This is a genomic window from Methylobacter sp. Wu1 (genome assembly GCF_036553575.1).
Lineage (GTDB): Bacteria > Pseudomonadota > Gammaproteobacteria > Methylococcales > Methylomonadaceae > Methylobacter.
Genome location: NZ_JAZHOC010000046.1, coordinates 25,093 through 47,533, shown reverse-complemented (window position 1 = coordinate 47,533; position 22,441 = coordinate 25,093). Strand labels below are relative to the sequence as shown.

Annotated in this window: 20 protein-coding genes; 14 read left to right on the top strand and 6 right to left on the bottom strand. The window is 47.9% G+C overall.

Going from position 1 to position 22,441, the window contains the following annotated elements; all coding sequences use genetic code 11:
- Positions 1-360 precede the first annotated feature (360 nt).
- The 5 genes from V2P20_RS07385 to V2P20_RS07365 all read left to right on the top strand — a co-directional run bounded on the left by V2P20_RS07385 (position 361) and on the right by V2P20_RS07365 (position 4,103).
- On the top strand, positions 361-1,701 hold the full coding sequence (locus tag V2P20_RS07385; protein WP_331817591.1) for a POT family MFS transporter: 1,341 nt from the start codon (positions 361-363) through the stop codon (positions 1,699-1,701).
- Positions 1,685-2,332 carry a DUF4124 domain-containing protein gene (locus tag V2P20_RS07380; RefSeq protein WP_331817590.1) on the top strand — a complete coding sequence of 216 codons (648 nt, stop codon included), beginning with the start codon at positions 1,685-1,687 and terminating at the stop codon, positions 2,330-2,332. Before V2P20_RS07385 ends, V2P20_RS07380 begins: the two co-directional genes overlap by 17 nt.
- A gap of 7 nt (positions 2,333-2,339) precedes the next feature.
- Positions 2,340-3,170: an SDR family oxidoreductase gene (locus V2P20_RS07375; RefSeq protein WP_331817589.1), complete on the top strand. Its 831-nt coding sequence runs from the start codon at positions 2,340-2,342 to the stop codon at positions 3,168-3,170.
- Between the two features lie 2 nt (positions 3,171-3,172).
- Complete coding sequence (locus V2P20_RS07370) at positions 3,173-3,364, top strand: CPXCG motif-containing cysteine-rich protein (RefSeq protein WP_331817588.1); 192 nt, start codon at positions 3,173-3,175, stop codon at positions 3,362-3,364.
- A 352-nt stretch (positions 3,365-3,716) separates the two neighbouring features.
- A complete protein-coding gene (locus V2P20_RS07365) occupies positions 3,717-4,103 on the top strand; it encodes a hypothetical protein (protein WP_331817587.1) in 387 nt (128 codons plus the stop codon).
- 95 nt (positions 4,104-4,198) lie between these two features.
- Here V2P20_RS07365 and mnmE read toward each other — a convergent pair whose 3' ends face one another.
- From mnmE to rpmH, 5 genes are read right to left on the bottom strand one after another with little or no spacing between them, the layout of a single operon-like run.
- Positions 4,199-5,548, bottom strand: coding sequence for a tRNA uridine-5-carboxymethylaminomethyl(34) synthesis GTPase MnmE (gene mnmE / locus V2P20_RS07360; RefSeq protein ID WP_331817586.1), 1,350 nt, complete (start codon positions 5,546-5,548; stop codon positions 4,199-4,201).
- A gap of 9 nt (positions 5,549-5,557) precedes the next feature.
- Positions 5,558-7,252 (bottom strand): membrane protein insertase YidC, encoded by a 1,695-nt coding sequence (yidC, locus tag V2P20_RS07355; protein ID WP_331817585.1) that lies wholly within the window; start codon positions 7,250-7,252, stop codon positions 5,558-5,560.
- Positions 7,245-7,481 (bottom strand): membrane protein insertion efficiency factor YidD, encoded by a 237-nt coding sequence (gene yidD / locus V2P20_RS07350; RefSeq protein ID WP_331817584.1) that lies wholly within the window; start codon positions 7,479-7,481, stop codon positions 7,245-7,247. Before yidD ends, yidC begins: the two co-directional genes overlap by 8 nt.
- Positions 7,463-7,843, bottom strand: a complete 381-nt coding sequence (gene rnpA, locus V2P20_RS07345; protein ID WP_331817592.1) for a ribonuclease P protein component — start codon at positions 7,841-7,843, stop codon at positions 7,463-7,465. The genes yidD and rnpA overlap by 19 nt, the downstream gene beginning before the upstream one ends.
- Complete coding sequence (gene rpmH, locus V2P20_RS07340) at positions 7,843-7,977, bottom strand: 50S ribosomal protein L34 (protein WP_194968948.1); 135 nt, start codon at positions 7,975-7,977, stop codon at positions 7,843-7,845. The genes rnpA and rpmH overlap by 1 nt, the downstream gene beginning before the upstream one ends.
- Positions 7,978-8,146: 169 nt before the next feature.
- Between rpmH and dnaA the strand changes: the two genes are divergently transcribed.
- The 8 genes from dnaA (at position 8,147) to thyA (ending at position 20,789) form a co-directional block, all read left to right on the top strand.
- Positions 8,147-9,463, top strand: coding sequence for a chromosomal replication initiator protein DnaA (dnaA, locus tag V2P20_RS07335; protein WP_331817583.1), 1,317 nt, complete (start codon positions 8,147-8,149; stop codon positions 9,461-9,463).
- 182 nt (positions 9,464-9,645) lie between these two features.
- Entirely contained in the window at positions 9,646-10,746 is a 1,101-nt protein-coding gene (gene dnaN, locus V2P20_RS07330; RefSeq protein ID WP_194968946.1) for a DNA polymerase III subunit beta, read from the top strand.
- Between the two features lie 8 nt (positions 10,747-10,754).
- A complete protein-coding gene (gene recF / locus V2P20_RS07325) occupies positions 10,755-11,831 on the top strand; it encodes a DNA replication/repair protein RecF (RefSeq protein ID WP_331817582.1) in 1,077 nt (358 codons plus the stop codon).
- Positions 11,832-11,877: 46 nt separating this feature from the next.
- Positions 11,878-14,292: a DNA topoisomerase (ATP-hydrolyzing) subunit B gene (gyrB, locus tag V2P20_RS07320; protein ID WP_331817581.1), complete on the top strand. Its 2,415-nt coding sequence runs from the start codon at positions 11,878-11,880 to the stop codon at positions 14,290-14,292.
- A 39-nt stretch (positions 14,293-14,331) separates the two neighbouring features.
- The gene (locus V2P20_RS07315) at positions 14,332-14,556 is read left to right on the top strand and encodes an addiction module protein (protein WP_331817580.1); all 225 of its coding nucleotides are present in this window, start codon (positions 14,332-14,334) and stop codon (positions 14,554-14,556) included.
- A gap of 59 nt (positions 14,557-14,615) precedes the next feature.
- On the top strand, positions 14,616-18,773 hold the full coding sequence (locus V2P20_RS07310) for a hypothetical protein (protein ID WP_331817579.1): 4,158 nt from the start codon (positions 14,616-14,618) through the stop codon (positions 18,771-18,773).
- A gap of 404 nt (positions 18,774-19,177) precedes the next feature.
- On the top strand, positions 19,178-19,972 hold the full coding sequence (lgt, locus tag V2P20_RS07305) for a prolipoprotein diacylglyceryl transferase (RefSeq protein ID WP_331817577.1): 795 nt from the start codon (positions 19,178-19,180) through the stop codon (positions 19,970-19,972).
- Positions 19,956-20,789 carry a thymidylate synthase gene (gene thyA / locus V2P20_RS07300; RefSeq protein WP_331817575.1) on the top strand — a complete coding sequence of 278 codons (834 nt, stop codon included), beginning with the start codon at positions 19,956-19,958 and terminating at the stop codon, positions 20,787-20,789. Before lgt ends, thyA begins: the two co-directional genes overlap by 17 nt.
- A 68-nt stretch (positions 20,790-20,857) precedes the next feature.
- Here the strand turns inward: thyA and V2P20_RS07295 are convergent, their stop codons facing one another.
- Positions 20,858-21,874, bottom strand: coding sequence for an asparaginase domain-containing protein (locus V2P20_RS07295; protein ID WP_331817573.1), 1,017 nt, complete (start codon positions 21,872-21,874; stop codon positions 20,858-20,860).
- Between the two features lie 62 nt (positions 21,875-21,936).
- On the opposite strand from V2P20_RS07295, the gene V2P20_RS07290 reads away from it, so the two are divergent.
- Positions 21,937-22,431, top strand: a complete 495-nt coding sequence (locus V2P20_RS07290; protein ID WP_331817572.1) for a dihydrofolate reductase — start codon at positions 21,937-21,939, stop codon at positions 22,429-22,431.
- Positions 22,432-22,441 lie beyond the last annotated feature (10 nt).

The window sequence follows — 22,441 nt, the reverse complement described above, 5'->3', positions numbered from 1 at the left end:
TTGAAAAATGAACCCTCCCAATTGAGTATCAAACGCAAGCGGTTTCGAGCGGCATTAAATGATCAATTTAGGGAGCAGGTCATTTTTTCTTCTTGAGATTTATATGCGCTTGCCCTGCTTCTGGGTATAACTATGAGTTACCTGTGGATTACTGTGCAAACAATTTCAGCAAGCAAGTTATCCACAATCTGCGCACAACTTGTGGATAACGTTAGGCGCAAAATATTACTTGTTATAAGAAATTGATATTAAATAAAAATTAAGACTTATCAACAGAATTTTTCCAGGTAATAGTAACAATAGGTTTTAAATATTCTATTTTGTTATGATTATCGGCGGAAAACGCAAAGGAGCATGATCATGGAAATCTATAAAACCAAACCAGACCCATCTGATTCGCTGCCTACCGGCATTCCTTATATCGTCGGCAATGAAGCGGCTGAACGCTTCAGTTATTATGGAATGCGGGCCATCCTGGTGATTTTTATGACACAGTATCTGGTAGACGCTTCGGGCCGGCCTGATGTCATGTCTGAAAATGAAGCCCAGGGTTATTTTCATTTGTTTACCTCGGCTGTGTATTTAATGCCGCTATTCGGCGCTTTATTGGCCGACGGCCTGCTGGGCAAATACCGTACGATCATTTATCTATCTCTGATTTATTGTCTGGGCCATTTTTCTTTGGCGATTGACGATACGCGTCTCGGTTTATTGATCGGGCAGGGGTTGATTGCGATCGGCTCAGGCGGCATAAAACCTTGTGTTTCCGCAAATGTCGGCGACCAGTTTGGCGTAAATAACCGGCATTTGGTCGGTAAGGTCTTCAGTTGGTTTTATTTCTCCATCAATTTGGGCGCTTTCACTTCGATGCTGATTATTCCGTGGCTGCTGCATCATTACGGTTCTTCGGTGGCCTTTGCCGTTCCCGGTCTTTTAATGCTGCTGGCTACGCTTACGTTCTGGGCGGGCCGCTACCGCTATGTGCATGTGCCGCCGGCCGGCATGGTATTTGTCAGAGACATGTTCAGCGCTGCCGGTTTGACGGCTTTGAAAAAACTGGCGTCCGTTTATGCTTTTATTGCCATATTCTGGGCCTTATTCGATCAAACCGGCTCATCGTGGATACTGCAGGCGCAAAAAATGGACCGAATGATTTTCGGAGTTGAATTGTTGCCATCACAAATCCAGGCCGCTAATCCTTTATTGATCATGCTGCTGACGCCGCTGTTTTCGTATGGCGTTTACCCGTTTTTAAGCCGGTTCGTTGAATTGACGGCATTAAGAAAAATGGCGATCGGCTTGTTCCTGACTGCGTTGGCTTTCGCCATTGCCGGCTTCATACAAATCGACATCGATAACGGCTTGTCTCCGTCTATCACCTGGCAGTTGCTGGCTTATTTATTGCTGACATCGGCCGAAGTCATGGTTTCTGTGACCTGCCTGGAATTTTCTTATACACAGGCGCCCAAAACCATGAAGTCATTTGTCATGGCGCTTTATTTTCTGTCGGTAGCTGCCGGCAATCTGCTGACCAGCGCCGTCAATTTTCTGATCCAGAATGCCGACGGTTCCAGCAAACTGGCCGGCGCGGATTATTTCTGGTTTTTTACCGGCTTAATGTTGGTTAATGCTGTACTGTTTTTGTTTTCGAGCCGTTACTACACTGAGCAATCCTATTGGCAGGATGAGCAAAGTTCCTGATATCACCTATAATCTTTTCAATCTTACTTTTATACATAATATACTGGGGAGTGCGATGCGATTTGCAGTGATTTTTCTGGGAATTCTTTTTTCCGCCCATGCGTCCGCCGGCGTTTACAAATGCACGGGAACTGACGGCAAAACAGCTTATCAATCAACGCCCTGTGTAGCAGGGCAACGGAACATCGAACTGAATGTCAAAACCGGCGGCTCCACCGATCTGGATGAGCAACAAAAACAACAGCTGGAACAGCAGAAAAAAATTGATCAGGACAAGCTTGAACAAGAGAGATTAAAACAAAGGCAGGCACAGTTAAAGCAGGCGGCTGCCGATGAAAGCGCCAAAAATCAGTTTCTCATCAAGAATAATCCCGGGAAGTTTTCAGCTTATGCAATTCCACCGTATCAGTTTGACCAATTACCTGTTGTGGTTAAGAATCACCAGAACCGTTTGCCGGATATAGAGCGTTTCAGAAGGCAGGCGGCAGAACGGGCTCTGGCGACCGGGGCGTGCAGCCGCGTCGAAGCGTCTGAGCTCAATGCAAGAAGCACCCAGGATGCATTGGTCTTCTTGATCAACTGCAGCAGCGGCAAAAGCTTTTATTATAACGAGCAGGAATTAACCCAATAATCGTTCTATGAATCCATCGAAAACCATATTGATCACGGGCTGCTCCAGCGGCATCGGTTATGTCACGGCCGTCGAATTAAGAAAGCGCGGCCACAACGTCATCGCTTCGGCAAGAAAGCCCGAAGATGTCGCCAGATTAAGCCAGGAAGGATTTACCGCCGTGCAGCTGGATCTGGCTGACAGTGACAGTATCCGCCAGGCGGTCCGGCAAGTTGTGGCATTGACGGACGGAAGGATCGACGCATTGTTCAATAATGGCGCTTTCGGCCAACCCGGCGCTGTTGAGGATCTAAGCCGCGATGTGCTGCGTTTCCAGTTTGAAACCAATTTCTTCGGCACCCATGAGCTGACTAATCTGCTGATTCCAATCATGCGCCAACAGGGTCATGGCCGCATTATTTATAACAGCTCGGTGTTGGGATTCGTCGCGATGACTTACCGCGGCGCTTACAATGCCAGCAAATTCGCGCTGGAAGGCCTGGCCGACACATTGCGGCTCGAGCTGCACGGCAGCAATATTCATGTTTCACTGATAGAGCCCGGGCCGATCCTGAGCAATTTCAGAAAAAACGCGTTCGAGCTGTATAAGAAAAATATCGATTCGGCAAACAGCGTGCATAAGGAAATCTATAAAAACATGGAAGAACGCCTGCAGAAAGAAGGCCCTGTCGCGCCGTTTACTTTGCCTGCCGAAGCTGTCGCCGAAAAAGTCATTCATGCGCTGGAAGCCAAACGCCCTAAATTGCGCTATTACGTGACTTTCCCGACTTATTTGTTCGGTTTTCTCAAACGCATACTGCCTGTGTCCTGGATGGACGGACTGCTGCGAAAGGCGTGAACATGAACGACTTGAAAGAAGTCGATGTGATCTGCCCTTATTGCGGCGAAACCATTGATATGCTTGTGGATGCTTCTTCCGGCGCACAGGAATATTATGAAGATTGTCCGGTTTGTTGCGCGCCTATTTTATTTTTATTGTCTGTCGACGAAAGCGGAGAGATCCTCCTCGATATTAAAAGGGATGATGAATAATATTCAACCCGATTTCAGCGCAATAAAGTCGGAAGCGGCGCGTTGTAGCCGGCAAAAATCACATGCCAGCCTCAAAACAATTGTTGAAAAAAGCTAGCCGGTTTTCAAGAAGTGATGGCTAAAACCCGCTAATGTCCTATCAGATCAGGTTTAATTATCCCTGTGATTGAGCGGCTAAATTTTAAGACTTTAAATTTCCCTACATAATCTAATCTTTTTCAATCGCCTTAACGATTGAAAATCTTCAAAATGTGTTAGAATTACCGCCGGTAGATAACTCTTAACCATGAAAATCGATAGTTATACTGCCAATATAACTCGAAATAACTACAACTTGTGGAATTAGTGCAATATGAAAATCTTAAGAAAAGTCTTACTGTCTTTATTGATTGCTGCATCAATGGGAGCTGTTTCAACTTCAGCAATGGCTGAAGCAGAAAAAGGCAGAATCGAGTACGCGCCTGCTGAAGCGATTAATATGACTGTGGATAAAATTAAAGCAGCACAAGATGCTATCAAAAACGGAGAAAAAGGCGCTGCTGTTGCTGACCTGATTAAAGGAGCATTAGATATAAGCAAAGAAATCAATGCTAATGATAAAGTAGACAGAGCACGTTCAAAAGCGAACACCATGCTGAAAAATGCTCGCAATCATGCTAAAAACAACTCTTTACAAGAAGCAGAGCAAGAATTGCAAAGCGCTGAAAAAGCTTTCAACGATCTGAAAGGAATGATTTAATAATCATTAAGCTATACCAGAAAAGCTCTTGGCGTTCTGGTATAGCTGCTCCTTTTCCCCGAAGCTCTTCCTTTTAATTTCTCAATAATTTCTGGTTATTTTCCGATACAGAAACTGGAAAATATCTTTCCCAATAAATCATCCGACGTAAATTTACCGGTGATTTCACCCAGACTGTTCTGGGCCTGTCTTAAATCTTCTGCGACCAGTTCGCCGGCCTGGCTGTCCTGGAGTTGGTGCAAAGCGCTCAGAACAAATTCATGGCCTTTTCTCAAAGCTTCAATATGGCGTCTTCGGGCAATAAATACATTGTCGGTTTGTTCATGGTAGCCCATGCATTGCTTCAGGTGTTGACTTAGCAATTCCATGCCGGCGCCGGTTTTAACGGACAGGTGAATTTCAAAGCTTGCCGCTGTCTGCCGTATTTCAGGCTCCCTACCGATTAAATCTATTTTGTTGTAAATTTTGGTGATGCTGACATTGTCCGGTAAATAAGACAGCAATTGCTGTTCATCCTCGCTTTCGCGACTGTCCAGCAATAACAAAATCCTGTCGGCCTGCTTGATTTCCTCCTGGGCCCGGCGGATGCCTTCCTTTTCTACAACGTTTTCGCTTTCTCTCAGGCCGGCCGTGTCGATTACATGCAAGGGCATGCCATCGAGTTGTATGCGCTCTCTCAAGACATCTCGCGTAGTGCCGGCAATATCGGTGACAATGGCCGCATCGTGTCCGGCCAGGGCATTGAGCAGGCTGGATTTGCCGGCATTAGGTTTGCCAGCCAGGACGACCGTCATGCCGTCGCGCAACAGGCGGCCTTGCTGCGCGGTGGCCTGAATCTGTTCGATGCGCTCCAATAAATGAACGATGCGGTTTTCCACGACGCCATCGCTCAGGAAATCGATTTCTTCATCGACAAAGTCGATAGCGGCCTCGACATAGGTCCGAAGTTCTGTCAGCTCGTCAACCAGCGCGTTGACCTGTTGCGAAAAAACACCCTGCATGGATTTCTGTGCGGAGCGCACGGATTGTTCGGTGCTGCTTTCAATCAAATCGGCGACAGCTTCAGCTTGTGCCAGATCGAGTTTGTTATTCAGGAAGGCGCGCTCGGTAAATTCGCCGGGGTTGGCTAATCGAACGCCCAGCGATAAAACGCGCCGCAGCAGCATATCCAGCACCACAGAGCCGCCGTGCCCCTGAAGCTCAAGCACGTCTTCACCGGTATAGGAAGCGGGAGCAGGAAAATAAAGCGCGATGCCGGAATCAATCGCCGAGCCGTCTTCACCGAGAAAAGAAGAAAACAGCGCAAACCTGGGCTGCAGCGGTTTGGTGAGAAGTTGTTTGGCTATGACCGGAATGTCAGGGCCTGAAATGCGGATAATACCGACACCGCCGTTCCCTGGCGGTGTTGCAATTGCTGCAATGGTATCAAAATTTTCGATGTCCACTAATACACGTTACTTTGCTTCGTTGATCTGTTTAGTAATATACGATTGTTGGAGGATAGACAAGGTATTATTGACTACCCAGTACAGAACCAGACCTGCCGGGAAGAACAGGAAGAAAATGGTGAATACGATAGGGAACATTTTCATGATCTTGGCCTGAATAGGGTCAATCGGCGGCGGATTCAAACCTTGCTGGATTTTCATGGTAATGCCCATCAGCACAGGCAGCACATAGAAAGGGTCCATGGCCGATAAATCCTGTATCCACAGCATGAATGGCGCCTGGCGGATTTCAACCGTTTCAACCAGCACCCAGTAAAGGGAAATGAAAACCGGGATCTGGATCAGAATCGGCAGACAGCCGCCTAAGGGGTTAACCTTCTCGCGTTTGTACATATCCATCATTTCTTTATTGAAACGCTGTCTATCATCGGCGAAACGCTCCTGCATCTCTTTAAGACGCGGCTGGATTTTGCGCATTTTCGCCATTGACCGGTAGCTGGCTTGCGACAGCGGGAAGAACAGCAGCTTAATACACAAAGTCACGCCGATAATCGCCCATCCCCAGTTGCCGACCACGTTGTATATTTGATTCAGCAACCAGTAAATAGGTTTGCCGATAATGGTCAGCCAGCCATAATCAACGGTCAGTTCCAGACCGCTGGCGATATTTTCCATCATCGGCTGAATTTTAGGACCGGCAAATAATTGCGTAGCAAACTGGGCATTGGTATTGCTGGCTACCATGACGGGGGCGGAATAGGCGCCAATCACATAATGTTGGTCTTTTAAGTCTTTAGTATAGAAATGGTTTTCCTGGTCGACGGGAGGAATCCAAGCGGCAGCGAAATAGTGTTGAATCATGGCCGTCCAGCCGCCTTTAGCCGTGACGTTCAGATTTTCCTCGGCCATATCGTCAAAATCGACTTTCTGATATTTTTCTGCCTCGGTATAAAGTACGCCGCCTGAATAGGTTCTGATAAAGGTGTTACTCTTTTCATCCTGATAAGGCTTGCGCATCAACTGGCTATACTGTCTGCCGGTCCAGGCTTGTGCAGAGTTATTCTGTACTTTCTGTTCCAGGCCGATCTGATAACTGCCGCGTTTAAACGTAAATAATTTGGTCACAACCAGACCATTGTTGTCGGTCCAGGTCAATGGTACTGTCAGTGTGTCCTGACCGGGCTCCAGCACGTAGCTGTCTTTCTCACTATTGAAAATGGTATGGTGCGTAGCCGCGTTTGCTGACCCGCCTTCGGAAATCAAGCCGCTTTGCGCCACAAATAATTTGTCCGGATTGCTGTCAAATAGGCGTGTCGGAGCAAGGTTTTTTTCGGAAGCCGGCAAGCCAAGCATGTCGCGCAGGCGAATGACAATTGTATTTTCTTTTTCCACCGGATAAGCCAGCAGATCCAGATTGCGCAATGTGCCGCCTTGAGTATCAATTTCCAAGGCCAGTAAGTCGGTTTTTACTTTGATGATTTTGCCTGAGGGCAGGGTTGCAGCCGGTACGGCCGAAGTTTCCTGCTGGGTAGTTTCTGCCGGGGCAGGGGTGCCGGCTGCGGAAGGCAGATCTTCCTTAGTGTTTGTCGTATCTGTCACTGCGACGGGAGGTTTTGGACCATAATCCACTTGCCAGGCTTGCCATAGCATAAAGACGAGCATTGCAAAAACAACGATCAATATAAATCTAATGTTATCCATTTTTATTATTACCAATTTTTTCTGGAACGGGATCAATGCCACCTTCGTGGAAAGGGTGGCATTTTGATAATCTTCTGAGCGTGAGATAGGAGCCGATTATAACGCCATGAAGCTGAAGCGCTTCCACGGCATAGGCGGAACAGCTGGGATAGAAGCGACAATTATTGCCAAGCAAGGGGCTAATAAAGTACTTGTAAAACTTTATGAGTGTTATGAGTATGAATCGCATCGGGTTACCAACTTAAGCCAATGCCTTTCCAAAGACTTTCTTAACAAGTCCGGCGGAGCATCTGCAGCTTCCCTGCGAGCCAAAACAACAATATCTATATTCCCTAGGTTTTGTTGTTTTAACCGATAGCTTTCCCGGACAATACGTTTAATCAAATTCCGTTGTACTGCCTTTTTTATATTTTTTTTGGCAATTGCCAAGCCTAGCCTCGGATGATCGAGATCATTCCTGATGGCCAACAGCGTGAAATATTGGTCGCTTGATTTTACAGGCTTAGCAAAAACCTTTTTAAATTCAGCCGGTTTTTTTAACCGTAACTGTGGGGGAAAACTGAAATCTTTCTCAATCACGCACCGGTCAATTAAACCGTTAATCTGGCGCGACCTTTTGCTCTGCGAGCGTTCAAAACCTTACGACCGTTGCGTGTGGCCATTCTTGCGCGGAAACCGTGAGTTCTGGCGCGTTTGATTTTACTGGGTTGATATGTTCTTTTCATTGGCTTAAGACCTGATCAGATAAATGTTAACAAAAACGGATAAAAAAGACGGTGGATGATAAAATAAAGGTTCTAGCCTGTCAATTCTGTAGTGCATTGTTTTATTGCTGTATAGTGGCAACCAAGCAAAAATTCCTTACATTTAAAAATCAATATCTTATATACATCGATGAGCTCAATTTGGAATAACTGCCTTTCTAAACTTGAAAATGAAATCTCCAGTTCCGATTTCAGTACATGGATACGGCCGCTTCAGGCCATAGAAAGCGACGGACAAATTAAATTGCTGGCACCTAACCGGTTTGTGTTGGATTGGGTCAAGCAGCATCATTTTGCCAAAATTGAAGAAACCATCCATGAGTTTTCCAACGGCGCCTTAAACCTGATTCTTGAAATCGGTTCCAAAAAATCGGCAGCGCCTGCCGCCGCAACGATTGCCAAACCGGCCGAAACCAAGAAAGCCAGTCCCAACTTCCTTAATAAAGCGTTCACGTTTGATAATTTTGTCGAAGGCAAATCCAATCAATTGGCCAAGGCCGCATCGATCCAGGTGTCCGAAAACATCGGCAAGGCTTATAACCCGCTGCTGATTTACGGCAGTTCGGGGTTGGGCAAGACCCATATGATGCATGCGATCGGCAATGCCGTTTTGCAAAAAAATCCGTCGGCCACGATTGTTTATCTGCACTCGGAAAAGTTCGTGCAGGACATGGTCAAGGCACTGCAACAGAACTCCATCAATACTTTTAAGGAATATTACCGCGGCGTTGACGTGCTGCTGATCGACGATATCCAGTTCTTCGCCGGCAAGGAACGCTCGCAGGAAGAGTTTTTCCACACCTTCAATACTTTGCTGGAAAAGAAACACCAGGTCGTGCTGACCTGCGATAAATATCCGAAAGAGATTATCGGACTCGAAGACCGCTTGAAATCGCGGTTCGGCTGGGGACTGCCCGTTTCGATCGAACCGCCGGACATGGAGACGCGCGCCGCTATCCTCATGAAGAAAGCCCATCTGGCGAATGTGGATCTGCCCCAGGAAGTCGCATTTTTTATCGCGAAAAGAATTCCGTCCAACGTGCGTGACCTGGAAGGCGCGTTAAGGCGCGTGATCGCCAATGCCCAATTCACGGGCCGCGAGATCACGACCGAATTCACCAAAGAGGCGCTGCATGACCTGATTTCCCTGCAGGACAAGCTGGTCAATATAGATAACATCCAAAAGACCGTCGCCGAATACTTCAAAATCCGCGTAGCCGATCTGTCGTCCAAAAACAGGCGGCAGTCCATTACCCGGCCGCGGCAGATGGCCATGTGCCTGGCTCGGGAATTGACTTCGCACAGTTTTCCCGAGATCGGCGAGGCGTTCGGCGGCCGCGACCATACGACCGTCATGAATGCCTGCAAACGCATCAGCGAACTCAAGGAAGCCGACAGCAAGGTTGCTGAAGACTATTCGAACCTGTTGAGAACTTTATCGCATTAAGCGTGATAAAGCTGTGGATAAAAAAAGCCGTTATTAACAGGCTCGATTTAGCTACAGCCAGAACACATGCAGTTACAACTTTAACCACATTGTTTTTAACAAGCTAGCTCATTGATTTTTAAGGTAAAATACGAGTTTTCAACAGTGTTATACCGGCTAGTAATAACAAGAAAATTCTTTATATGAACTTTATTATAAATAGAGAAGCACTTTTAACGCCCTTGCAGCAGATAGTCAGCGTCATAGAGAAAAGGCAAACCATGCCGATTCTTTCAAATGTCCTGTTGGTGATTGAAGATAATCGGCTGATCTTGACCGGTACCGATCTGGAAATTCAGATTGTGGCCAAAATCGAGATCGGCACGGCAACATCCGGCGCCATTACGGTTCCGGCCAGAAAATTCCTGGATATCTGCCGGTTATTGCCGAGCGGCGCTGAGATCAAGTTTGAGCAGGAAGACGATAAAGTCAAAATTCTGTCCAACCGCAGTCGCTTTTCCTTGAGCTGTCTGCCGGCCGACAATTATCCAGAATTTGCCGAATCGGAGTTTGAGCACCAGTTTTTTATCAATGCCGGCAAATTTAAAAGAGCGCTGGAGAAAACCACCTTCTGTATGGCTAATCAGGATGTCCGTTATTACCTGAACGGCCTGCTGCTGCATATTTCCAACAGCAAATTGAAGCTGGTCGCTTCCGACGGCCATCGTTTGTCCATTTATGAAGATCAACTGGATCAGGCAACCGGCTATGAAGCGCGGATTATTCTGCCCAGAAAAGGCGTTCTGGAACTAGTCCGGTTGCTCGACGACCCGGACGCCGAGCTGAGAGTCGAATTTTCCGGCAACAATATCCGCATCTTTATCAAGAATCTGGTGTTTTCAGCCAAATTGGTCGATTCAAAGTACCCTGATTTCAGCAAGGTTTTCCAGCAGTCGTTTTTTAACCAGATCCATATCCAGAAGCAGTCGTTAAAAGAAGCCTTGACCCGCGTTGCGATTCTGTCGAATGAAAAATTCAAAGGCGTCACGCTTGACATTGTGCCGGACAGTTTAAGAATCAGCACGCACAATCCCGAGCATGATGAAGCCGAGGAAGAGCTTTTTATCGAATACACGGGCGAACCTTTGTCGATCGCCTTCAATGCCCAATATTTACTGGACGCCGTTTCAAACCTGGACTCCGAATTGGCGGTACTGACCATCGCCAGCAATGCCAGCACCTGCTTCATCGATGAGCCCAACGATACGTCGTACAAATTCATCGTCATGCCGATGAGGCTGTAATATTACGAATGAGCTTGCTGAAACTGGATATTTACCATGTCAGAAATATCCGACAGGAATCTATCAGGCCTTCTCCAGCAATCAACTTTATTGTTGGAGAAAACGCCAGCGGCAAAAGCTCACTGATAGAAGCTATCTTCATTCTGGGCCGGGCCAGGTCTTTTCGTTCCGTATCGATCAAACCCGCCATCAGTTTGGATCAGCAGGATTTAATCGTGTCCGCCCAAACCTTACAGCCGGATGGCAGTCATCGACACCTGGGCATTCGGCTGGACGGAAAAGATTTTGAAATTCGCGTCAATCATCAAGCTTCGCCAAAGAAATCGGATTTGGCCTACGCGCTGCCTCTGCAATTGATTCATCCGAAGAGTTATGAGCTGCTCGATGCCGGTCCGCAAGTCAGACGCGAATTTATCGACTGGGGCGTTTTCAATGATCAGAATAATTTTTTACCAGCCTGGCGCAAATTCAAAAAAGCGTTGTCTCAACGTAATCACTTGTTAAAAACGAAGCATCTCGAACAAATCAATGTTTGGGATAAAGAAGTGGTTTATTACGGTACAATAGTCAATAACTGCCGCCAGCAGTACCTACAGAAGTTCAAGCCTGTCTTTATTGAAATTCTCAACCGATTTCTCGACATTGGTCATATAGACATCACGCTTTTATCGGGCTGGGATTGCGCCAAGCCGTTTCAGCAGGTTTTAACCGAGGACAGGGATAAAGATCTGCGTTATGGCTTCACCCACAGCGGGCCCCATCGCGCCGATTTTCAGCTGATGGTTAATGACAGGCTGGCGAGAGATTTTGTTTCACGTGGGCAGTTGAAATTATTGGTACTGAGCTTAAAGCTTGCGCAGGTTCAGTTGCTGGCCAATGAGCGCGGCAATATCGGCTGCATTTTAATCGATGATTTTGCGGCCGAGCTGGATGTGGCTAACCGGGCCAAACTGCTGGCTTATCTGGCTGAATTGCAATGCCAGGTTTTTATCACAGCCACCGAACAGGCTGACCTTGGCGAATTGAGCCGGTTGAAAGAATATAAAATGTTCCACGTGGAACATGGACATATAAAACCCTTGTAATGTTTCACGTGGAACATTACGGCAACACTAGAAAGCGGACAACTACATGAGTAACCCTAACAATCAATACGACAGTTCCAACATTCAAGTTTTAAAAGGGCTGGATGCAGTCAGAAAACGGCCGGGCATGTATATTGGCGATACCGATGACGGTTCCGGCCTGCATCATATGGTTTTCGAGGTCGTCGACAACTCCATCGACGAAGCGTTAGCCGGTTACTGCAAGGAAGTCCGAGTGATTATTCATAATAACGGTTCGGTTTCGGTTGCCGACGACGGCCGCGGCATTCCTGTCGATATCCACGAGGAAGAGGGCAGGTCGGCCGCGGAAGTGATCATGACCGTGCTGCATGCAGGCGGCAAGTTCGATGACAATGCCTATAAAGTATCGGGCGGTCTGCACGGCGTCGGCGTCTCGGTCGTGAATGCCTTGTCGGAGGAGCTGAATCTGGAAATCCGCAAGAACGGCCTGCTGCATAAACAAAAATACATCATGGGCGAGCCGGTAGCGCCTCTGGAAGCCGTAGGGGCTGCCGAAGGCACGGGCACCCTGATCAATTTCAAACCCAGCGGCCAGACGTTCAGCGATGTGGAATTTCACTACGATATTCTGGCGAAAAGGCTCCGGGAGTTGTCATTCCTGAATTCAGGCGTGCGCATCAGCCTGGAAGACGAACGTATCGATAAGAGCGATGTTTTCGAGTTTGAAGGCGGCATCAGCGCCTTTGTCGAGCATCTGAACAAGAATAAAACGCCGCTGTTTCCGGAAGTGTTTCATTTCGTCGCGGAAAAAGACGGCGTCACCGTCGAAGTGGCGATGCAGTGGAATGATTCCTATCAGGAAAACGTGTTCTGCTATACCAACAATATCCCGCAACGCGACGGCGGCACGCATTTGGCCGGTTTCAGAAGCGCGCTGACGCGCACGATCAATCAATACATCGAATCCAGCGGTCTGGCGAAAAAAGAGAAAGTCGCCACGACCGGCGACGACGCCCGTGAAGGCCTGACGGCCGTGCTGTCAGTCAAGGTGCCGGACCCGAAGTTTTCATCGCAAACCAAGGACAAGCTGGTTTCGTCGGAAGTCAAACCGCTGGTTGAATCGACCATGAACGAGAAATTGCAGGAATTTCTGCTGGAGCGGCCGCAAATCGCCAAAGCCATCGCCGGCAAAATCGTCGATGCGGCCCGGGCCAGGGAAGCCGCCCGCAAGGCGCGCGAAATGACGCGGCGCAAAACCACGCTGGACATCGCCGGCTTGCCGGGCAAACTGGCCGACTGCCAGGAAAAAGACCCGGCCCTGTCCGAACTGTTTATCGTGGAAGGGGACTCGGCCGGCGGCTCGGCCAAACAGGGCAGGGACCGCAGGACTCAGGCCATCCTGCCGCTGAAAGGCAAGATCTTGAATGTCGAGAAAGCGCGTTTCGACAAAATGATTTCATCCGAGGAAGTCGGCACGCTGATCACGGCGCTAGGCTGCGGCATCGGCAAGGACGAATACAACCTGGACAAGCTGCGCTACCACCGCATCATCATCATGACCGATGCCGACGTCGACGGTTCGCACATCCGCACCCTGCTGCTGACGTTCTTCTATCGGCAGTTGCCTGAAATCGTCGAGAAAGGCTATATCTATATCGCCCAGCCGCCGCTGTACAAAGTCAAGAAAGGCAAGCAGGAGCATTACGTCAAAGACGATGCGCAATTGAACGAATACCTGATTCAATTGGCGCTCGACAAGGCGCAACTGTTTACCGATGCCTCGGCGCCGCCGATTCAAGGACAGGGCCTGGAAAAACTGGCTCGCGAGTTTACCGGCGTGGTCAGCACGATCAATCGCCTGTTCAGACGCTACGATGACAGTTTCCTGGAGCAACTGTCCGTTATGGGCGTGCTGGATGATGAGATCAAGCAAGACCAGCAAAAGCTGGCGACCTGGTTTGCGGACATGGAACGCCGACTGAATCAAAATGCCGGCGAAGCGCTGTTCTCGATCGAGCTCGACTACAAGAACGGCAATGATTTCTCAGTCATCGTCAACAAGCGCCAGCACGGCATCACGAAAACCTTTATCGTGCAGGCGGCGTTTTTTGTCGGCAAAGACTACAAGCAGATCGCGCAATATGCGCAAGACACGGCCGGCATGTTCGGCGAGCATTCCTTTATTCAGATGGGCGAACGGCAGCAGCATGTCGGCAGCTTCAAGGAAGCGTTCGAATGGATGATGCGGGAAGTCAAAAAAGGCCAGCATATTCAGCGCTACAAAGGCTTGGGCGAAATGAACCCGGAACAGCTCTGGGAAACCACGCTCGATGCCAATAACCGCAGGCTGCTGCAGGTCAGGATCGAAGATGTGATTGCCGCCGATGAGATTTTCACGACGTTGATGGGCGATGTGGTCGAGCCGCGCAGGGATTTCATTGTGAAGAATGCGTTGGATGTTACTAATTTGGATGTTTAGTTAGACCTAGCTTTAAGGCTATCAACCATAGGTAATAAAATGAATACACAAGACCTAATTGATGAAGCGATTTCACTTCCAGTGGAAGAACGTGCGTTAGTCGTAGATTCACTACTTCTCAGTCTTAGCCAGCCGGAATCGGAAATCGATAAAAAATGGGCAGTTACGGCAAAGCGGCGGTTAACGGAATTGCGATCTAAGTCGGTAGAAGCAGTACCCGGAGAGCAGGTATTCGAAAAAATATGGCAGCGATTTGGGCAATGAGTTTCGCGTTTCACCAGGATATAGAATGGTTTTATTGACGTAAAAAATTCGATATAACAATGAACAACCCTATATTTCCCTGGAAACGTTATTGGTTCCCTGAAGAGAGTGACCACTATCAGGATTTTGTTCGAGGTGGGTTTTTACAGTTGCCGCCTGAAGAATATAAGCCCTTTTACCCTGCTGTTCCCAAGCAGCTAGCCGATTTAACCGAAATGCCGGTTTTAGTTCTTATGGGCGAACCGGGTTATGGAAAAAGTCAAACTCTGAACGATGAGAAAAACCGGTTAACTGATCATCAACCTAATGATTTAGTCATATTCTTTGATTTAAAAACTGCTGTTCCCGGAGATGAAAAGCAGTTATTGGATGAAGATAAATTTCGCTTGGTTGAGCAAGGTCGGCGATTATGGATATTGCTTGACGGTCTTGATGAATGCACACTGCCAAGTCCGGCAAATTGGTTGATTGATCGGTTTATAAATAAAATCAAAAACCCGGAGCGGGTTTTTGTTCGCATCACTTGCCGACCATCGCATTGGCCGGAACAATTGCAAACTGCATTTCAAGATAGGTGGAGATCCATAACCAAAACAGCGGTTGAAACATGGCGCTTATGTCCCTTGCTAAAAGATGATGTTTGTACTGCCGCGCAGCTTAGAAACATCGATGCAGAATCATTGCTCAAGACTATTGCCGAACGGCATATTGAGCAATTGGCAGCACTGCCGGTTACTCTGCAATTTGTTTTAAGCCTTTACCAACAAGGCAAACTGCCCAGCCAACGAACCGAGATTTTCGAAAAAGGTTTAAAACTGCTTTGCGTAGATAGTCCTGAACGACAAAACTCCACGATTAAAAGCCAAATCTCAGCTGATATGCGGTTTCAAACCGCCGCAAGAATCGCATTGGGCTATATCCTGCAAGGAAGTAACGGTATTTGGAATGGGCCCAGCGTTGTGTGCCCGAGCGGGTTATTCGATGCCAAGCAAGTAACTTGCAGAGAACAGAAGTTCGAACTCACTGAACTCGCTGTTAGCGAAACATTGGAACAAACCGGCATTTTTGCCCGGCTTGACGGCCAGCGCTTTCAATTCGCCAGCAGAACATTCGGCGAGTTTTTGATGGCGTGGTTTATTGCTAATAGTAATGTGTCCATCACGCAAAAATTAAAGGTAATGCTACACCCCGATAGCCAACGTTTGCTTCCAGACCTACATGAAGCAGCAGCATGGTTGGCTGCGCTCGATTCTGGATTTTTGGATTGGTTGGTTAAACATGAACCGGAAGCCGCATTAGAAGCCGACTTTGCCACATTAGCGCAGGGCGACTTACCGGTTTTGGTTGATGGATTGTTACAGCTTGCCGTAGAAGAGCAAAGAGCTTCTTACGGTTGGCAGAGACTGGCCAAGCTTAAATATCCGGGTTTAGAAGAAAAGCTGCGGAGTTTTATTACCAATAAACATAACCCATTAGTTGCCCGTGTCTTGGCAATCAAAATTGTTAATGCCTGTGAGCTGCAAGAGTTAGGGACGGTATTAGCGGAGTTGGCTTTAAATCAGCAGGAAGATATGAAACTCCGTAAGTTAGCTGCCTCTTATATGGATAACATGGATGACGATGCGAAAAGGCTGTTAATTCCGTTAGCTGAATCTGTACAAGAGTCACCGCTAAAAGCAATAGCTCTTTCAACACTTGGTTTGCATTTGATGGATGCGGAAGCGTTTTTTAAGCAAATTTCACCGGATTTTCTTGAAAATGTCTCCGGTGAACTGCGCTTCCAAATTTATCAGGACTCGCTTTTAAATGAGTTGGATGCTGATGGGCTAATTGTTGGACTGCAATGGATAGCCAAATACGCGCCAATAAGACATGATCAATTCGCTTCGAACAAACTGAAAAGTAAGTTGTTAACCAAGGCTTTTGGTTATCTGAATGAGCAAAGTGTAGCCGAAGCTTTAGTTGGCGCTATCAAAGTACTGCGTAGTTACTATGATCATTTGTTTGACGATTTAGAAAATAGTGAGCGGCAAGATTTTTTCGGCGATGTCTTCAACCGGCGCATTGTTCTCACAGAACTAATAAAACAAATTGACGCAAGCGATGTTTGGAAATTTTTCTCTATCAATTGTTTTAGAGAAGAAGATTGTATGTGGTTATTTGAACAGTTCGATAACACTAGTTTAGAATCAGAACGTCACGTCATTGCCAGTTCAATTCACCTACTCATTAGGCGGTATGAAAATCGTAACGCCGTTGAAGAAGTATTAATCAGGGCCGGTTTAGAAGCTACTAAACCTGATCCTATATTAGCTGAGCATTTGGCATGGTTGGTTAAACCTACAGATTTAACTAGCCAACAAACCATTGATTACCGAAAACAGTATTTTGAGAATAAAGAATTGGAGTTGAGGTTTAATGAGCGCTCAGAAGCTCAAAGTAACCTACCTAATCCGCCTGACTTCTATATTCAAACCAATCTAACTGCTTGTGAGGCTGGTAATCTTAGTGGTTGGGGAGATTTGATTGCATCATTGGCACTACAAGAGGATGGTTCTCAGGTATTTTCTCATGATCCAGATTCTTTACCGGGTTGGCAAAAAGCCGATGACAGTCTGCGTAGTCGGATTGCGGAGGCCGCCTTAAGATATTTACAACAAGCAACACCCCCTATAGATGAAATATTGCTGAAAAATTCTCGCACGCTTGCCCAAGCAGCCTGTGGACTAGCTGTTGCTATTCTCGCTGATACCAACCGTTTATCCCTCTTACCTCCAAAACACTTGAGCCGTTGGTGTTTAGTAGTGGTTACCCATTTCTTTGAGCCTGAAACCCAGCGGCAGCTGTTTCGCCAAGTAAGAGCATTGGTTCCTGAGGCGTTTGATACTGCGGTATTGAAGGTGATAGACCAAGAAGGAGAAACTGCTTCTGTTTACTTATTACAATCTTGTCGCGAAATTTGGCATCCTGATTTTTTACAGAAACTGGCCGAAACTCGATTAAATGCTGAAAATTGGAAATTTGATAGCCGCTTAAAATTAGCTGAGTTACTGATTCAAAATAATGCAGACAATGTTATTGGACAACTGATTTATTGGTTGGAAAACGAACCTGACACTACCAATCGTTGCTCCACAGCAATAGCCTTGTTTAGATATGCTCCAGAGCAAGCTTGGGACAACATAAAGCTTTTTTTGACCGAAGATGCTGAGTTTGCACGGCAAGTCATTTTGTCGGTTGCCTATTCTGGAGGATATACGGACGAAATTTATTCACACTTGGATGTGGGGCAACTGGGTTGGTTGTATGACCGCCTAAAGTTTTTGTTTCCTCCTTTGGAAGACCCGCCGGTCAACGATGGAGTCTACACAGTCACCCCAAGACATGATGCGGGTAGATTTAGGGACAGTATGATCGGCTGGCTTAAAGGGCTTGGTAACACAGAATCAATCAAAGAACTGGACCGAATTTGCCTAGCCTATCCTGATGAACTATGGCTAACCCGTGCCAGAGCGGATGCTTGTAAAAATCTTTGGCAGAAACAGCGCACTCAATTGTCTTTTACCGATTCGATAACATTATTATCGGACGATCACACTTCGGTCGTTCGCAATAGCCGGGAATTGATGGATGCCGTAGAAGCAGCTTTGCAACGTTTTGCGCATGAAGCCCAACACGGCTCGCCACCTTTAGCGGTTTTTCTTTGGAATGAAAAGCAAAGTAAGCCTTTTTCTGAACAGCGCTTATCCGATTTTTTGAAGTTCTATTTGGAAAGGGAATGGCGTGGACGGCGCATTATCATTAACCGGGAAGTCGAGATTAGAAATTTACGAGATTTCGGAATAGGTGAGCGCACTGATTTACTGATTCAAACTGTTGCTCCAAATGGAAATACAAATCTGCCTAATCCCTGTGTGGTTATTGAAGTTAAACCTGATAATAAAGCCAAACCGTCAAAAGATATTGCCGAGCAATTAGTTGCTCAATACTTGGATGGTGTTAGCCGAACCTGCGGAATTTATCTGATTGGCTGGTTTGGGCAGTCACAACGAAGACATATTGCTGGACTTCGACAAGATGCTGAAAACCAAGCTCAACAAAATTCCAATGATGCTATCACAGTACGTTCTGTAGTACTGGATATTTCACATCCACTCCGGCCGGTGTGTTTGGATACCGAACCCGTCAGATTAACTAATCTTGAATCGGTAACATAGTGTGTTTAACTTGGGAAGTAATCAATGATTTCAGGAGAATTTCTGTTGTACGAAACTGAAGACGGTAAAACCCGAGTTGAATGTCGGTTCGTGGAAGACACGCTATGGCTAACACAAGCCCTGATGGCTGAACTGTTTCAGAAGGACGTGCGAACCATCAACGAGACTTGCACAATATTTACGAGGAAGGCGAACTGGAGCTGGGAGGAACTATCCGGAAATTCCGGATAGTTCGCCAGGAAGGTCCGCGGCAGGTCAATCGCAACGTCGACCATTATTTTTTGTCACGATTTCTGAAATTTGTCATTATTTGCGTCATTTTTCAAATTATCTATGGCAAATAAAATATAAAAATGCTTAAAAATCAATATCTTTTAATCACTGACTACAACATTTAATAAATCATGCTAACTTATCCGAATATCGATCCGATCGCCATCAGTATCGGCCCTTTGAAAGTTCACTGGTACGGCCTGATGTATCTGCTAGGCTTTGCCGCCGTCTGGGTGCTTGGCAAAAAAAGAGCCGAAAAGCCGTGGTCGCCTATCAAGCCTGAGGCGATAGAAGACTTGGTTACCTACGGCGCCCTGGGCGTGATTCTGGGCGGCAGAATCGGCTACATCCTGTTTTACAACTTCGGCGAGTTCCTGAATAACCCGCTTATCCTGTTCAAGATATGGCAGGGCGGCATGTCGTTTCACGGCGGCATGCTGGGCGTATTCATCGCCATGTGGATTTTCGGGAAGAAGCAGCACTGCACGATGCTGCAACTGACCGATATCATCGCGCCGCTGGCGCCCATCGGCCTGGGCGCCGGCCGTATCGGCAACTTCATCAACGCGGAACTGTGGGGCCGGACCACCGATGTGCCCTGGGCCATGGTGTTCCCGAACGGCGGACCGTTGCCGCGGCATCCTTCGCAATTGTACGAAGCCTTTCTGGAAGGCGTCGTGTTATTCACGATTCTGTGGATTTACACCAGCAAGCCCCGTCCGACCATGGCGGCGACCGGGCTGGCCGTTATGCTGTACGGCTGCTTCCGGTTTTTTGTCGAGTTTTTCAGAATGCCCGATGCGCATATCGGCTATCTGGCGCTGGACTGGGTCACGATGGGGCAAATACTGTCCATGCCCATGATCATCATCGGCGCCTTGATGTTTTATTTTGCCCATAGAAAAGTGCATGCAACAGTATCTTGATCTGCTCGATAAAATTCTGAAGGAAGGTAACCTGAAAGGCGACAGAACGGGCAGCGGCACGTTGTCGATTTTCGGTCATCAGATGCGTTTTGCCCTGGATCAAGGGTTTCCGCTGGTCACAACCAAAAAAGTCCATCTGAAATCGATTATCCACGAATTGCTGTGGTTTCTGAAAGGTGACACCAATCTGGCTTATCTGCATCAGCATAAAGTCAGCATCTGGGATGAATGGGCCGATGAGCAGGGAGAACTGGGGCCTGTGTACGGGCGGCAATGGCGCTCGTGGCCGACACCTGATGGCCGACATATAGACCAGATCCAGCAGGTTGTAGATCAACTGAAAGAGACGCCGAACAGCCGGCGCATCATCGTATCGGTCTGGAATGTGGCCGAACTGCCTGATGAGCGCATAAGTCCGCAGCAGAATGTCGCGCAGGGCAAGATGGCTCTGGCGCCCTGCCATGCGTTTTTTCAGTTCTATGTGGCCGACGGCAAGCTGTCCTGCCAGCTCTACCAGCGCAGCTGCGACACGTTTCTGGGGGTGCCCTTCAATGTCGCCAGTTATGCGTTATTGACGCATATGATGGCTCAGCAGAGCAATTTGGCAGTCGGCGATTTCATCTGGACCGGCGGTGATGTGCACCTTTATCTGAACCATCAGGAGCAGGCCAAACTGCAATTGACGCGTCAGCCCTATGCGCTGCCGACGTTGAAAATAAAGCGCAGGCCCGCATCGATATTCGATTATCAGTATGACGATTTCGAGATTGTCGATTATCAGGCGCATGAGGCTATCAGAGCGCCAATTTCCGTGTAAGCTGGGTTGATAAAAACCCAGTATTCGAAAATGCCTATGCCGGGTTTCCGCTAAAGCTCCAACCCGGCCTACACATGCTCACAAGCCACATCCTGATTGATAAAGTCCATAATCTGCTGCTCATCGCTGAAATTGCCATAGGCCAGCAGCAGTTTCACGTAAGCCGTCTCCAGCGATATGTTCCAGATCATTTCCGCGCCTTCCTGCAGTAGTTCGCGCGTGCTTTCGTAAGCGTTGTCGGATTTGACCGCCGGCGCCAGATAGACTTTGATGCCGCGCTCCCGGCATTGTCTGATAAAGGCCAGCAGCGAAAACTGATCGCCCCACTGCGTCGAGGAGCAGGCCGTGCCGGAATGGTATAAGTCGTGCAGTACCACATCGACCGCATCCAGGTTGATGTAGCGGTAATCCAGCCCCGGATACGGCCTGATCAGCAGCACGCGCTTGGAGAAATCGGCTTTCAGCGGCACGGGCTGACGCAGTTTTTCCGTATCGATGAAGCCGTTTCGGGTAAAGGCGCCGTTGACGAACCGGCAATGGCTTTTGCCCTGCACGCTCATGAAATCGCCGCCCAGTTGCAGGGAGGACGCCAGGCGCGTGCCCCGGTGCAGTTGCGTGGTCTGGTTGCGGTTGGTGTAAGGGACAAAAACGCCGGCTCCGCGTCCTTGCAGGATATACTCAACGGCGCAGATGAAATTGGGCAGGCCGTTGGCATGAGGATCATCCAGTGGGCTGTCGCTGGAAACGAGCAGAATCGGAATGTCCAAGGCATTAAAGTACAAGCCGAGCGCCGATGCGGTGAAAGCCAGCGTATCGGTGCCGTGCGTGATGATGATGCCGTCGTAGCGGTCAAGATCTTCAGCCTCAATGACGGCGATCAGCTTTTCCCAGACCACCGGCGCGAGGTTCTCGCTCAGGATCTGCATGGGCTGGACGCTGTGGAAACTGATCTGTTCCCGGCTGGCGTGGTGCTGCTGAAACAACTGAATCAATTTGTACGGCGCCGCATCGGAGGTGTTGATGGTGCCTCCGACCGCCGTGGAGCCGATGGTTCCGCCTGTGAATACAACCAGAATATTTTTCATAGTATGATGCAGTGTTTTATTAATAATACCTTAAAGAATATCAAAGCGATTTGCGCATTCAAATGAAAATATCACTTATCGTCGCGATGGCGAGCAACCGCGTCATCGGCATCAATAATCAACTGCCGTGGCACTTATCGGCCGATCTTAAACGCTTCAGGCAAATCACCATGGGGTCGCCTATTGTGATGGGCAGGAAAACCTACGAATCGATAGGCAGACCCTTGCCCGGCCGCACGAACGTGATCATCAGCAGGGACCCGGCCTACAAACAGGAAGGCTGCCTGGTTTTCAACGATATTGAAACAGCGATAGAAAGTTGCGGTCAAAAGTTCCAGGAGATTTTTGTAATCGGCGGCTCGGAGCTTTATAAAGCGATGCTGCCTAGGGCCGATGCGCTTTATGTGACCTTGATCAATAAAGAATTTTCAGGCGATGCTTTTTTCCCGGAAATAGATGCCCGGCATTGGGCTGAGGTGTCGCGCGAGGATATTGACAACGACCCCGATGCGGGATTCAGCTACAGTTTTATAAAATATGAAAAATCAACAACTTGAATTAATGCTG

Bases quoted from the DNA above. Each gene is read 5' to 3' on its own strand.
- V2P20_RS07365 (WP_331817587.1), top strand. From the start codon at position 3,717: ATGAAAATCTTAAGAAAAGTCTTACTGTCTTTATTGATTGCTGCATCA.
- dnaN (WP_194968946.1), top strand. From the start codon at position 9,646: ATGAACTTTATTATAAATAGAGAAGCACTTTTAACGCCCTTGCAGCAG.
- rpmH (WP_194968948.1), bottom strand. From the start codon at position 7,977: ATGAAAAGAACATATCAACCCAGTAAAATCAAACGCGCCAGAACTCAC.
- V2P20_RS07380 (WP_331817590.1), top strand. From the start codon at position 1,685: ATGAGCAAAGTTCCTGATATCACCTATAATCTTTTCAATCTTACTTTT.
- lgt (WP_331817577.1), top strand. From the start codon at position 19,178: ATGCTAACTTATCCGAATATCGATCCGATCGCCATCAGTATCGGCCCT.
- V2P20_RS07385 (WP_331817591.1), top strand. From the start codon at position 361: ATGGAAATCTATAAAACCAAACCAGACCCATCTGATTCGCTGCCTACC.
- V2P20_RS07315 (WP_331817580.1), top strand. From the start codon at position 14,332: ATGAATACACAAGACCTAATTGATGAAGCGATTTCACTTCCAGTGGAA.
- V2P20_RS07370 (WP_331817588.1), top strand. From the start codon at position 3,173: ATGAACGACTTGAAAGAAGTCGATGTGATCTGCCCTTATTGCGGCGAA.
- yidD (WP_331817584.1), bottom strand. From the start codon at position 7,481: ATGCGATTCATACTCATAACACTCATAAAGTTTTACAAGTACTTTATT.
- thyA (WP_331817575.1), top strand. From the start codon at position 19,956: ATGCAACAGTATCTTGATCTGCTCGATAAAATTCTGAAGGAAGGTAAC.
- gyrB (WP_331817581.1), top strand. From the start codon at position 11,878: ATGAGTAACCCTAACAATCAATACGACAGTTCCAACATTCAAGTTTTA.
- V2P20_RS07290 (WP_331817572.1), top strand. From the start codon at position 21,937: ATGAAAATATCACTTATCGTCGCGATGGCGAGCAACCGCGTCATCGGC.
- dnaA (WP_331817583.1), top strand. From the start codon at position 8,147: ATGAGCTCAATTTGGAATAACTGCCTTTCTAAACTTGAAAATGAAATC.
- yidC (WP_331817585.1), bottom strand. From the start codon at position 7,252: ATGGATAACATTAGATTTATATTGATCGTTGTTTTTGCAATGCTCGTC.
- V2P20_RS07295 (WP_331817573.1), bottom strand. From the start codon at position 21,874: ATGAAAAATATTCTGGTTGTATTCACAGGCGGAACCATCGGCTCCACG.
- V2P20_RS07375 (WP_331817589.1), top strand. From the start codon at position 2,340: ATGAATCCATCGAAAACCATATTGATCACGGGCTGCTCCAGCGGCATC.
- V2P20_RS07310 (WP_331817579.1), top strand. From the start codon at position 14,616: ATGAACAACCCTATATTTCCCTGGAAACGTTATTGGTTCCCTGAAGAG.
- recF (WP_331817582.1), top strand. From the start codon at position 10,755: ATGAGCTTGCTGAAACTGGATATTTACCATGTCAGAAATATCCGACAG.